This window comes from Zhongshania aquatica, assembly GCF_027257955.1.
GTDB lineage: Bacteria > Pseudomonadota > Gammaproteobacteria > Pseudomonadales > Spongiibacteraceae > Spongiibacter > Spongiibacter aquatica.
In genome coordinates, this window is record NZ_JANZNQ010000002.1 from 233086 (window position 1) to 246398 (window position 13313).

The 13313-nt window shown below is 48.3% G+C and carries 12 protein-coding genes; 3 read left to right on the forward strand and 9 right to left on the reverse strand.

From position 1 onward, the window contains the following. Positions 1 to 43 precede the first annotated feature (43 nt). From O9X78_RS03050 to O9X78_RS03065, 4 genes are all read right to left on the reverse strand, one after another. Positions 44 to 817, reverse strand: a complete 774-nt coding sequence (locus tag O9X78_RS03050) for an SDR family NAD(P)-dependent oxidoreductase (RefSeq protein WP_269618139.1) — start codon at positions 815 to 817, stop codon at positions 44 to 46. A 17-nt stretch (positions 818 to 834) separates the two neighbouring features. Next, positions 835 to 2001 carry an acyl-CoA dehydrogenase family protein gene (locus tag O9X78_RS03055; RefSeq protein ID WP_269618140.1) on the reverse strand — a complete coding sequence of 389 codons (1167 nt, stop codon included), beginning with the start codon at positions 1999 to 2001 and terminating at the stop codon, positions 835 to 837. A gap of 131 nt (positions 2002 to 2132) precedes the next feature. Further along, on the reverse strand, positions 2133 to 4280 hold the full coding sequence (locus O9X78_RS03060) for a 3-hydroxyacyl-CoA dehydrogenase NAD-binding domain-containing protein (protein WP_269618141.1): 2148 nt from the start codon (positions 4278 to 4280) through the stop codon (positions 2133 to 2135). A gap of 84 nt (positions 4281 to 4364) precedes the next feature. Then, entirely contained in the window at positions 4365 to 5573 is a 1209-nt protein-coding gene (locus tag O9X78_RS03065) for an acetyl-CoA C-acetyltransferase (RefSeq protein WP_269618142.1), read from the reverse strand. A 193-nt stretch (positions 5574 to 5766) separates the two neighbouring features. Here O9X78_RS03065 and O9X78_RS03070 point away from each other — a divergent pair, with 193 nt between their 5' ends. Continuing rightward, positions 5767 to 6801, forward strand: coding sequence for an AraC family transcriptional regulator (locus tag O9X78_RS03070; RefSeq protein WP_269618143.1), 1035 nt, complete (start codon positions 5767 to 5769; stop codon positions 6799 to 6801). Positions 6802 to 7400: 599 nt separating this feature from the next. Here the strand turns inward: O9X78_RS03070 and O9X78_RS03075 are convergent. From O9X78_RS03075 to O9X78_RS03085, 3 genes are read right to left on the reverse strand one after another with little or no spacing between them, the layout of a single operon-like run. Further along, positions 7401 to 7805: a DUF6285 domain-containing protein gene (locus O9X78_RS03075; RefSeq protein ID WP_269618144.1), complete on the reverse strand. Its 405-nt coding sequence runs from the start codon at positions 7803 to 7805 to the stop codon at positions 7401 to 7403. A 1-nt stretch (position 7806) separates the two neighbouring features. Continuing rightward, positions 7807 to 8826: a phosphotransferase family protein gene (locus O9X78_RS03080; protein ID WP_269618145.1), complete on the reverse strand. Its 1020-nt coding sequence runs from the start codon at positions 8824 to 8826 to the stop codon at positions 7807 to 7809. Continuing rightward, positions 8823 to 10037: an acyl-CoA dehydrogenase family protein gene (locus O9X78_RS03085; RefSeq protein WP_269618146.1), complete on the reverse strand. Its 1215-nt coding sequence runs from the start codon at positions 10035 to 10037 to the stop codon at positions 8823 to 8825. Before O9X78_RS03085 ends, O9X78_RS03080 begins: the two co-directional genes overlap by 4 nt. A gap of 154 nt (positions 10038 to 10191) precedes the next feature. Here O9X78_RS03085 and O9X78_RS03090 point away from each other — a divergent pair, with 154 nt between their 5' ends. After that, a complete protein-coding gene (locus O9X78_RS03090) occupies positions 10192 to 10755 on the forward strand; it encodes a VOC family protein (RefSeq protein WP_269618147.1) in 564 nt (187 codons plus the stop codon). 30 nt (positions 10756 to 10785) lie between these two features. On the opposite strand, the gene O9X78_RS03095 is transcribed toward O9X78_RS03090, so the two are convergent. Then, the gene (locus O9X78_RS03095) at positions 10786 to 11238 is read right to left on the reverse strand and encodes a MarR family winged helix-turn-helix transcriptional regulator (RefSeq protein WP_269618148.1); all 453 of its coding nucleotides are present in this window, start codon (positions 11236 to 11238) and stop codon (positions 10786 to 10788) included. Positions 11239 to 11460: 222 nt separating this feature from the next. On the opposite strand from O9X78_RS03095, the gene O9X78_RS03100 reads away from it, so the two are divergent. Further along, complete coding sequence (locus O9X78_RS03100) at positions 11461 to 12630, forward strand: alpha/beta hydrolase (protein ID WP_269618149.1); 1170 nt, start codon at positions 11461 to 11463, stop codon at positions 12628 to 12630. Between the two features lie 8 nt (positions 12631 to 12638). Here O9X78_RS03100 and O9X78_RS03105 read toward each other — a convergent pair whose 3' ends face one another. After that, on the reverse strand, positions 12639 to 13061 hold the full coding sequence (locus tag O9X78_RS03105; RefSeq protein ID WP_269618150.1) for a GreA/GreB family elongation factor: 423 nt from the start codon (positions 13059 to 13061) through the stop codon (positions 12639 to 12641). Between the last annotated feature and the right edge of the window lie 252 nt (positions 13062 to 13313).

The window sequence follows — 13313 nt, forward strand, 5'->3', positions numbered from 1 at the left end:
CAAATCAACTCGCTGCCGACACCAAATCAAAATACCTCGCGTATCAACGAGGCTGCATACGAATGGCACCATCAAGCCGAATACACTCGCCGTTCAAATACTCATTCTCCGCCATCATTACTGACAAGTGGGCGATCTCGTCCGGACGACCTAAGCGCTGAGGATTAACGACGCTGGCCTCCAAGGATTTGTAAGCCACTTCAGACAGTGTTTCGAATAACGGTGTGTGGATAAGACCTGGAACAATGGTATTAACTCGAATACCGTAAGACGCTAAATCCCGCGCCATTGGCAAGGTCATACCTACTACACCGCCTTTAGATGCACTGTAAGCAACCTGACCAACTTGACCTTCATACGCCGCAACAGACGCCGTATTAATAATGACACCGCGCGCATTAGCACCATCATAAGGCTCGTTTTTGGCCATTTGCTCAGCGACAAGACGGGCCACATTGAATGTGCCTATCAAATTAACATTGATGACGGTTTTGTAGGCATCCAATGGGAAAGCACCTTGCTTGCCCAGTGTTTTCATCGCATTGCCGATGCCTGCATAGTTATTACAAATATGTATGGCGCCGAACTTCGCCATAACCTCTGCAATAGCCTTAACTACAGAGTCTTCGTCCGCCACATTCACATGGTGAAAGCTAACGTTTTCCGTACCCAGCTCCGCAACGATGGCATTGCCACGCTCGTCATTCATATCAAAAATCGCAACTTTGCCGCCCTTGGCAACATAGGCGCGCACAGTGCCTTCACCTAAGCCTGACGCGCCACCAGTAACAACCGCTACTTTTCCATTAATATCCATCACTAATTTCCTATAAATTATTCAAAGAACGAGACAAATTTATCCGAGTACAAATCGCGACCGATAATTAATTTCATGATTTCTGAACTACCGGCAAAGATTCGAGTAATACGTGCATCGGTGTACATACGGCTAATCGGATATTCATCCATAAAGCCTGCGCCCCCGTGAAGCTGAACACCTTCATCAACCATTTTGCAGAGTAACTCACTGGTATAAAGTTTGGCCTTGGCAGCGTCCTCAGAGGTCAGCAAACCCGCATTATGAGCAACCACACATTGATCAACATAGGCCTGGGCAACGTCGATTTCGGTGCGTAAATCTGCCATTTTGAATTCAGTGTTTTGCATTTTAGACAGCGGCTTACCGAAGACTTTACGCTCCATAGTAAATTCGCGAGTCACTTCAAAAGCGCGATGCGCTCCGGACAAGAACCCACACGCACCAATCAAGCGCTCTTCCGCCAAGCCTTCCATCAGATAGATGAAACCCTTAGTGGCATCGCCCAATACATTCTCTTTTGGAATACGAACATCTTTAAAAAACAGCTCAGCAGTATCCTGCGCCTTCATACCCATTTTCTTAAGATTGCGTCCGCGCTCAAAGCCTTCCATGCCACGCTCAACCAAAAACAAACCCACTGCATAGGGATTATTTTCAGGATCAGTTTTCGCCGCAACAATCACCACGTCTGAATTAATACCATTGGTAATATAGGTTTTTGTGCCATTCAATAACCAGTGATCGCCCATGTCTTTGGCATTTGCACGCATACCCGCCAAGTCCGAGCCAGCATCAGGCTCCGTCATAGCAATCGCAAGAATCGTTTCACCGCTTGCGCACTTGGGGAGAAAACGCGCCTTCTGCTCGTCATTACCGAAACGATTAATATAAGGACCGACCAAACGGCTGTGTAAGGTATTCGCCCAATCACCGCCGTGAATCCGGCTGGTTTCCTCAATGATTATCTGTTCAAAACGAAAATCCGTTTCGCCCATGCCGCCGTATTGCTCTTCCGGCCAAATCATCAAAAATCCTTGCTCACCCGCTTTGGTAAATGCCTCGCGATCGACAATGCCCTGTTCGCGCCAACGCTCTAAATTTGGCTGAATCTCTTGCTCCAAAAACTTGCGGTAGGCGGAGCGAAACATGTTTTGTTCTTCAGTAAAATTACGCGGCAACATAGTGAATGTACTCCGGTTCAGCACTTATATTTACGAAGTTCACCATAATATGGTCGTAAAAATTAGGCTTTGTTTTGCATTTAATTCGGCGGTGGAATTACTCACCGCCAGCTATTTTTATTTGCTAAACCTTATGCGAATAATTCGCCATCAGACGCTTTTTTCAGCAACAAGGCCGGTGGTGTAAACCGCTCGCCATACTTAGCGCTCAATTCTGTCGCTCGGTCGACAAACTTCTGCAGCCCATAGGTGTTGATGTACTGAAACACGCCGCCGGTATAGGGAGGAAAGCCAATACCCATAATTGAACCGATGTTGCCATCGGCAACTGATTTCAATACACCCTCTTCCAAGCAGCGAACCGATTCAATTACCTGCCTAAACAAAATACGCTCTTTAATGTCCTGGTTAGGAATAGCAACATCAGTCTTCGCAAAACGCTCGTGAATGGCTGGCCAAAGGGTTTTACTGCCATCAGCCGCGTAATCGTAGTAGCCACCTTCGTAGGCTTTACCGTTACGCTGGTATTCCTCAACAAATATCTTTGACATACGAGCCGTTGCGGTGTCGACACTCATATTGTCGCCAAGACGCTCATTAAGCTCTCGGTTGGTTGCGACTATTTTTGTAGTCAACTGCTGACTAACTTCATCGTGAACAGCCAAGGGACCAACAGGCATACCAACTAATTTAGCTAGATTCTCAATCAGTACTGGCTCAACACCCTCTTCAATTAGGATCGCGCCTTCATCGATAAAGGTGCCAAATACCCGCGAAGTAAAGAAGCCGCGAGAGTCATTTACAACAATCGGTGTTTTCTTAATTTGCTGAGAATAATCAAAGGCCTTAGCCAATGTTTCGGCTGAAGTTTTATCGCCCACAATAATTTCAACCAATGGCATCTTATCTACCGGAGAGAAGAAATGAATCCCAATGAAATTTTCTGGCTTAGCTGACGCTTCTGACAGCAAAGTAATGGGAAGCGTTGACGTATTTGACCCCCAAACGCCACCCTCGGCCAGCAATGGCTCAAGCTCTTTGGTCATCGCGTGTTTAAGATCAACACTTTCAAACACCGCTTCAATAATTAAATCGCAGCCCTGCAAGTCATTAGCATCCACGGTTGCGGTAATGCGGCCAAGAATGTCGGCTTTCTTTTCTTCGCTCATACGGCCGCGACTGATTGCCTTGCTCAGCAACTTATCTGTGTATGCTTTACCTTTATCTGCGGCATCTTGGCTAATATCCTTAAGCACCACATCAATACCCGCGCGCGCAGACACATAGGCAATACCCTGGCCCATCATACCGGCACCCAAAATACCGACCTTCTTAACTTTGCTTTTCGAAATATCTTTCGGGCGACTGCCACCGCCATTGACCTGATTCATCTGCAAAAAGAACGTCATCATATTCTTAGCTTGTGGCGTGGTGACCAAGCTGGTCAACGCGCGACTTTCAATCCGCAGCGCAGTGTCAAAATCGACCCGTAGGGTGTTCGCGATAACATCTAGAATTTTTTCCGGCGCGGGCATCAAACCTTTAGTTTTTTGCGCCAGCATTGGCACTGCGCCCTGAATCATTTGAGCAATGTTTGGTTTGCGCAAGTCACCGCCAGGAATTTTAAACCCTTTGATATCCCATGGATTCGCGGCCTCAGGATTTGCTAAAATCCACGCTGTTGCCTTAGCCATCATGTCGTCTGTATCTGTGGCCAACTCTTCAACCAAACCGAACGCGGCAGCCTTCTCTGCATTAAAACGCGTGCCCTCTAGTAAAGGCATAATGGCTTTCTCAACACCCATTTTGCTAACTAAACGGACAACACCCCCGCCACCAGGTAAAAGTCCTAAACTCACTTCTGGCAAACCAATTGCAACCGCAGGCGCGTTCAAAGCCACCCGATAATGACAGGCTAAACAAATCTCATAACCGCCACCTAACGCCGCGCCATTAATTGCCGCGACTACGGGTTTGCCCAATTTTTCTAAGCGTCGCAACAAACTTTTAATAGACTCTGTTTGCGCAAACAAGGCGGGTTCATCAACACCCGGCACTGCCTTAAGCATATTCTTAATATCACCACCAGCAAAAAACGAGCTTTTCGCAGAGGTTAAAATAACACCTGCAATGCTCTCACGCTCGCCCTCTAAACGTTCGACGGTAGAACTCATTAACTCGATGTATTCATCGTTCATGGCGTTAACCGGACCACTCATATCCATGGTCACTGTAACGATATTCTTGCTGTCTTTTACGTAATTAAATGTTCCACTCATTGCGCTACCTATTCTTTAATTTTGTCGTCTATGCTGATGCTAGATCGAGCGATCAGCCGCCAAATGTATTAGCAAAAGCTGATCTCAAACCCGCTCAATAATGGTCGCGATACCCATGCCGCCGCCGACACATAAGGTGATCAAACCAAAGCGCAAATTGCGGCGCTCAAGCTCATCTAGGCAAGTACCAACCAACATGGCGCCGGTCGCACCAAGTGGATGCCCCATCGCAATAGCGCCACCGTTGACGTTAATTTTTTCATCGGGAACACCGGTTTCTTTTTGGAAACGCATTACGACAGAGGCAAACGCTTCGTTCACTTCAAACAAATCGATATCGTCAATGGACATGCCCGCTTTTTCTAGAACCTTCCAAGTAGCGGGAGCAGGCCCAGTCAACATAATCGTTGGCTCTGTACTGGTAACTGCTGTGGCAACAACACGGCCGCGCGCTGTTAAACCCAGCTCTTTACCAATTTTCTCGCTACCAATAAGTACCGCAGACGCACCATCAACAATACCCGATGAATTACCTGGGGTATGGATATGATGAATTTTGGCAACTTGGGGATACTTGCTAATTGCAATATCGTCAAAGCCTAAGGAACCGTGAAACTCAAACGACGCCTTTAAACGACCCAAGCCTTCTAGCGTGCTATCTGGCTTGATGAACTCATCGCGCTCAAGAATCGTCACGCCATTTCCATCTTTAACCGGCATTACCGATTTATCGAAATAACCTGCTGCTCTTGCTGCAGCCGCCTTCTGCTGTGAACGAAGCGCAAACTTATCAACATCTTCGCGGCTAAAATCTGCCAAGGTTGCGATCAAGTCTGCGCCAACACCCTGCGGTACAAAGGCACTATCAAAAGCAGTCTGCGGATCTTCACCCCAAGCGCCACCGTTGCTACCCATTGGCACACGTGACATACACTCAACACCACCAGCAACAACCAGATCTTCCCAACCTGAAGCCACTTTTTGAGCCGCTAGGTTTACTGCCTCTAATCCCGATGCGCAAAAACGATCTAACTGAAAACCCGCAACGCGCTCATCCCAGCCCGCTTTCAATAGGGCTGTTTTAGCAATACATGAGCCCTGCTCACCAATGGGAGTAACACATCCCATAATGACGTCATCGACTTTGCTAGTATCAAGATTGTGCCTGTCGCGAAGACCGTTAAGTAAACCGGCAAGAAGATCTACCGGCTTCACCTCATGTAGCGAACCGTCTTTTTTACCCTTGCCGCGCGGCGTGCGAACTGCGTCGTAGATGTAAGCTGTATTAGCCATAGTGAATTGTCCCTGACTGACATGATTATTACGTGCACAAGAGAGTCGCCCTCTCGGCCCGTTTCCGCAATGACCGTCAATGACATACGATAGACATTATGTTACAAGTTAACATCGAATACTCTAAGGTATGCGCCGGCGGCAAATAATTGGTCTGCAGGGATACTAGCTCGCCAAATTCACTCGGTGTTTTATGGAAAACAGAACCATCTCAATCGCTTTTATACGCAATATGGTATCCGGCTGCGGCCTAGCAAAGCGCTACTGCGATGAATTACTGGAACGCGCCGGTATAGACCCGAAAACGATCAATAGTCAAAGAGCGAGGGTCACCCCAACCCAACTTTCTCAACTGAACAAGTGGATTACCGACGCCACCGGCGATGAGGGCATGGGACATTATCCGCAGCCCCAAAAACACGGTACATTCCACGCTCTAGCTCACTACCAACAAACCGCTGCTGACTTAGAACAGGCCATAGAGCGCAATGTACGCTTTTATAATTTATTCGATTTTGGCTTTAGCTTGGCACTAATTCGTAGCGGCGATTATATAAGCTACCGACTACAAGCCGATCTTGGCCTGACCTTGACGGACTGGGTTTACGAACAGCACCTCATGATAAATCACCGCTTTTTATGCTGGCTCACCGGTAGCTCAATCCCCCTTCATCGCGTGAATTTAAATTACCCAGCACCAAGTCACAGCGGCGAATACCACTACCTATTCTTCAGCGATACCCGCTTTGCACAAGACCACAGTGAAATTGTGTTTCACCGTCAGTACCTCAGCCTGCCCATTATTCGCTCCACTGCCGAGCTAGACGACTACCTGTCTCGAGTACCCAGCGAGTTTCTCCACATTCCAAATCAAGGAAGCAGCTACACCGAGCAAATAAGGCGTATCATTCGAAAATCTTTACCGGAAATACCGAGCTATGAAGACATGGCCCAATCTCTTGGCCTAACGCCGCAAACTCTCCGCCGACGACTACGGCAAGAGGGCTGTGATTACAGATTGATCAAAAATGAACTAATAAGAGATACCGCGATTGGCTATTTGTTACACGACAATCGGGAGATAAAAACGATTTCGTATCAACTTGGCTTCTCAGAGCCCAGCGCATTTATCCGCTCATTTAAAAAGTGGACTGGCGTGACCCCGCACCAATATCGCGACAATCATAGCCTGGGTGTTGATTCATCGAAAAGCGGTGCTAGAGCTTAAATTAGACATTAACGAATTTCTTAACTCGTTAAAATTTATAAAAAACGCGATAAAATCAAGAAAAGCTATGCAGGCAGGAATATAGGGAATATCCGTTCGTTTGACCGGCACTCGTTATATATATTTTGTAGTTAACGAACGCAGTCATGACGACAGCGTCTTAGTTACGGCTTCACCAAAACTGCAAAGCAACGGGTGCGACGCGCGCTGAGCCGGCAGAAAAACCTACCAGCTTCCATCCGGCTATGTTTTCCCCGCTCGCTTTTTACCAGCTCCGACTTTTCGATTCCACAGCCACAGAACTGCCACACCTTAAAATTATCAGCGTCCATCATTACACAGATTTGCGCTAGCTTCCGTTTCGCCCTAGCTGGGCGACTTACTTCTTTTTACGAAAAAAGAAGTAAGCAAGAAATTCGCCCGCGATCACTCACCCTTCGGGTACCCTGCGCTCACAACAATTCAATGGGATCGCTGCGGAACTCGCCTTCGGCTCAGACAGTCCTCGCGAAAAACATCCCATTGAATTTTTGCGATGCTCGGTGAGCTCAAAAGCGGGATTCAAACCGAGCAGCAAGCGAACGCCCTAAACCTAGAATCTAAACATCAACGTGCTTTAAGTAACTGGCATAACGCGGATTATCTATCGCCATTTTTGCGACGGCAATTCGTTCTAAAGCCGCAAGTAAATCATCTTCTCTCGATATATCATCGCTGCGGATGCGGTCTAGCAGTCGTTGATTTACATCCGTACTTTCAGAGGCGGAGCTTTTAGGATCAGTGCTTTCGACATCACAACCTAGATACTCACTTAATACCAAGTGCTCTAAATGCCTAAAACCCTCGCCCAACTCAGACTCACGCGCGATAATTCCCAAGACATTCATCGCTATTTTCAATTTGTATTTTAATCCGTCATTCGCCACTGCAGGCGTGACTTCGCGCTCTAAAAATTCCTGTAGTGCTTCGCATAATTGACTGACATTGGGCTGATTGACTGGCATTTTATTCACCCCTCAAAAGATCGAGAATATCTAGCTCACATTCTGAAACACGGCGGCCGATAGCCACCCGTTCCAGCGAGCGCTCACGGCCGCTCAAATGCATATCGCATTGGTATAGGCAGATGACTCCCCATTTAAGCACACCGAACAATTCCCAGAATTTAACCGCCACAGGATCAACCTCTCTGCTGCTGGCGCGCTCATAGGCTTTATATAAACTGGCACGATCACCAAAGCCACCGACAGGCTTATCGATGCGACCGAATCGCCATGAATTTACACAGAGCCAGCCCAAGTCCTCCATCGGGTCGCCGATATGAGACAGCTCCCAGTCGAGCACGGCACGAATGCCGTCTTCGCCCACCATTAAATTACCGTTGCGAAAGTCACCATGTACCAAGGTTTCCTCGGTGCAAGACGGAATATGTTCAGCAAGCCAACGGAAAGCGTATTCGAATACTGGTAGGGCTTGCTGATAACTCCGGTAGGCTTTCAGATAGAATTCAATCTGATCTGCTGCCAAGGCGTGATGTAGTCCCGACAAAGCATCTAAGGGCACGGCGTGAATGGCCGCCAAAATATCACCGCACTGCCCCGCCATCTCTTCGCGCGCCTGTGCGTAGCGTGGATCTTTTATTATTTTTTGTGGCAACGTCTCCCCTGCAATCGCTCGCATCAAAAACCCTTCGCCTAAGCCGTCCCCAGTTTGCAACTCAGTTATTATCTCCGGCGCAGGTACTCCGGCATCAAATGCCGCACCTATCACCTTAGCCTCAGCCGACTTACTAAGTGCACCACCGAACTGGCTGGCGTCGTGACCGCGACGAAGAATGAGCGCCTGTTCACTCCGAGAACTAAGGGCCGTAAAAATCCAAGTCTGGGCGGCAGCACCGCCCGTCAACCTTCGCAAACCTTGAATACTAACGGGCTCATCCCACAGATTGGTGAGTACACTTTCTAGAGGTGTTTTTAAATGCTCAGGCGAATGGTCTTCCCCCTTCTCTGCTGATGCCGCGCTCACAAATCACCCGCCCACTCTTCGTCACGCTCACCAAAATCCCAGCCTAGACCATTATCCCGATAGCGTTTTAACACCTGCTTTGCCACCGATTGGATATGCACTTCATCTGGGCCGTCATATATGCGAGCCTCACGGGCATGACGATACATCCGACTCAATGGCGTGTCGTCGGTTAAACCGGCCGCGCCATATACCTGAATTGCTCGATCCACCACGTTATGAAGCATTCGCGCACCGACAACTTTAATAGCGCCAATTTCGACCCGCGCGGCATCACCGCTATCTATACAACGGGCGGCATGCAAAGTGAGCTGCCGACACGCTTGAATTTCAGCAAGACTATCAAACACATGCTGCTGCATGAGTTGCTTATCCGCGAGACTAGAACCAAAGGCACTGCGGTTGTGCAGCCGCTCACACATTAAATCGAAGGCCCGCTGGGCCTGCCCCAGCCAACGCATGCAGTGAAAAATTCGCCCTGGCCCTAGGCGTCGTTGGGCAATCACAAAACCCTCTCCGCGACCGCCGAGAAGGTGATGTTCCGGCACGCGAATATCCTTATATTTAACCTCAAAATGACCGCCACTCATGCCTAGAAGCGGCGTATCTCTCACTATCTCGTAGCCCACACTGTCGGTGGGTACAAGAATCATACTAAAGGCTTTGTGGTCCGGCGCATCGGGCTCGGTACGACACATAATGGTGGTGTAAGCAGCAATATCCGCCCCCGTGGTAAACCACTTGTGGCCATTTATTCGCCACATGCCCTCTTTAAGCACCGCGCTGGTTTGTAATTGAGTAGGGTCTGAACTCGCTAGGGCAGGCTCAGTCATCGCAAAGCTCGGACAAATTTCGCCGGCCACTAAAGGCTTTAAATACTGCTCTTGCTGCTGTGGTGATGCGTATTGTTTGAGCATCAGCGAGTCTTGCAGTGAATAGGTGCCAAACACCCTTTGCGCATACTCAGATCGACCAATTACTTCATTGATATACACATAATCGAGAAAGGGCATACCCTGCCCGCCGATGTCTTTCGGGTGCCCCAAAGCCCAGAGTCCCTCGGCTTTGGCGGCGGTCATCAATTCCGCCAGCTTTGCCTCGGAGGCAGCTTTCTCTGCTCCCTGCAATACCGCTTCTGCAGGGTATATACGCTGCTCCAAAAATTCCTTAGTTCGTTGACGCACCCCAAACCACGCTGCCGATCCGCTCACGACACACTCCTATTTTTATGATTATGACCGTCGACAATACAAACAAGACGCCTTTTTATTGTCAAGTAAATTGACTTTATATATGATAACCATATTATCGCCAAGACCCACTAACAATAACAACGAAAGCCTAGCCTAAAGTAGCGAGATAAGTATGACTTCATCATTAAAGCCATTAAACAATATTCATCATGCCGCCTATCGCTGTCGTGATGCCGAGCAAACACGCTGGTTTTACGAAGACATACTAGGACTAAAATTAGCAGCAGCCTTTGAAGAAGACATCGACTTTGGCGAAGGTCTTGGTCGCAACCGCAATTTTTTGCATATTTTCTTTGAAATGGGAGACGGCAACTATTTAGCTTTCTTCGACGAACCCGGCATTTCAAAAGAAGCGGATTTTAGCCGTAAAGACAGTTTCGATATGCATTTGGCGCTGGAAGCGGAAAGCATGGACGACTTGTTAGCCTGGCACAAACGCATTAACGACGCGGGAAAAACCTGCCTTGGCCCGGTGGATCACGGTTTTGTTCACTCGGTCTATATGTACGACCCCAACGGCATACAGGTCGAAATTACCTGCCGTGCGAAAGACCCGTCACTAATGCAACAGCACACCGACGACGCGAGGAGCTCTTTGGCAGCGTGGACCGAAAAAACTCGTCCACTCAAAGAAGAAACCTTTGGTGCAGCTAAAATTGATAAACGCGCCCGCTAAAAAGCGGACAGTACCGAAAAGCCCACAACGTTAGACCGGCGGCACAACCACAATTGGTCCCCAGCCTTTACTGAGCGCCTGCTTCAATTGCTTTAACTGCGCCTTGCCAATGCGGTTACCGAGTTCGTCTTCTATACCAATAATCGCTTTTTCAGCGTCTTGACGAATTCTGTCAGCGGCGCTACTAAACTGAACAATTTTAGCCCGTCGGTCATCGGGGTCTGGCACTAGCTCCAGTAATCCGTCGTCTTTCATGCCCTGTAGTAGCTGATGAATAGCCTGCCGGCTGACACCTAAATTACGGGCCAAAAAAGCAGGACGGTTAATACCCACGGTAACGCTGATCATAATCATCGACTTGGTGCGATTCATCCGCTCCCAGCCCGCGGCCTCAAGACTCGCCTGCAGACTCTCATCCATCCAAAACAGGGCATAGGCTAAGGTGCCAATTAAAAAGTCCTGATGCTCGGCTATTTTTTTCATTCAATTTTCCATTCTCTACTTTGGCCAAAACGATGCTAGAAACGCTCGCCAAGAAAAAGCTTTTTATATGAACAGTTTTGTATGCAGGCTCTATTGTATGTCGTATATGGGCAAAACACCTAGCTTAACCGCACCCAAAATAGTAAAGATAATTGACAACTAATCTGGAAATTGGTGTACTGCTAACTATCATTTTATTGAACATCTACAGCGAGTATCGCCATGACTAATAAGAAAAAAGCCTACGAGCGCGTACCCTATTTAATTTTCTATCAGGACAAAAGCCCGTTTAAAGAAACCTACGGCGGTCCGATGGACTTTGGCGCACTTAAGTCGCACCTGCTGCGCCCAGCAGAGCCAAAAACCAATAATGTTATTGTGTTTATGCACCCCGTGGGCGGCGGCGAATACCTGCCCATGATTACCGAGCTGGCTAAAGCTGGCTATCCCGTTATTTACTGCCAGAGCCGCTACCCCGGCAACGATACCGCCTTAATCATGGAGAAGGTCGTCATTGACCTTGGCAACTGCATTCGTCACGCCAAAGAGAAATTCGGCTTCAACAAGGTTATTTTGGCGGGCTGGAGTGGCGGTGGCTCGCTGTCGATGTTCTACCAAAGTCAGGCCGAGAACCCCACTATCACCGAAACACCCGCTGGTGATGCTGTGGATCTAACAATACAAGGTTTAATTCCCGCCGACGGTATTATGATGTTGGCCGCCCACATTAGCCGCACACATACCTTAACGGAGTGGATGGACGCCTCTGTTCTAGACGAGCAAGACCCAAGCCAGCGCGATCCTGAACTCGATCTATACAATCCGCAAAACCCCAATCAGCCGCCCTATTCCGCCGCATTTTTAGCACGCTATCGAGCAGCCCAAATTGCCCGCAATCGCAAAATTACGGCGTGGGTTAAAAACAAGCTTGCAGATTTAAAAGACAGCTGCCGCCCGAATGATGAATTCGCCTTTGTAGTACATGGCACGATGGCCGATCCTCGCTGGCTGGACCCCACCATCGATGCCAATGACCGTAAGCCGCGCTGGTGTTACCTAGGCGATCCTGAGGTGGTCAATAATGGCCCCGTCGGACTTGCTCGCTTTTGCACGCTGCGTAGCTGGCTGTCACAATGGAGTTACGACGACTCCAATGCCGACGGCTTACGCTGCGCACAGGCCATTACCGTACCCGCTTTGGTTATTGGTAATAGCGCCGATGACGCCTGCACGCCGAGCCACACCACGCGGATATTTGACGCCATCGCCCACGACAACAAGGAAATGCACGAGATTAAGGGCGCCACACATTATTATTTCGGCCAAGAAGCACAGCTAAAAGAAGCGATTCATCTCTGTGGCGACTGGCTGGCACGAAAGGATTTGCTATAAACCAACCCCTATCCCACCCTCACCGTTTGACGGCGCTCGCTTTTACAGACCGGAATATCGATACTCTGTACAGACATGCGCCGGACCTTTCCATTGAGTAAAGGCCATTCTATTTCACTACCCTTACGCAAGCCCAAAAGCGCACAACCCACCGGTGACAGAACTGATATTTTTAATAAGGTGACGTTTGCCTGCCAAGGCATCACTAAGGTCACCTTGGTTTCAGTTAGTAAATCCAAGTCTAGGAAGGTAACTTGCGAATCTACACAGACAAAATCGTTGCAAAAATCAGCATCTTCAACGATTTCCGCTCGGTCCAATTCAGACTGCAGATCTTTTGCCGCATCTGAGCGATTGCGCCGTATAAATTCGCTTAAAACTTGATAATCGGTTTGCTTTACAAAAATAGGAATATGGGACAAATCTTGCATGATGTTCTCCGTAGCAAAACTCAGCGATAGTTAATAATATCGGCTACTAATAATTAAAAAATTAGATTGAGAGCATTGCGGGCGACTGAGTAAAACTCAATCGCCTTAGGAGAGGAAGGCGGCAGAAATCCCAGCGCAAACGGCACCGAAATTGAAATTTTTAACTGCAGAAAATAGTAAACAATTCATTGGAGTGAGACTACCAGCTTTTAAAAACTTAGCAAGAGCCCAGCAGCGCATATGAACAAGACA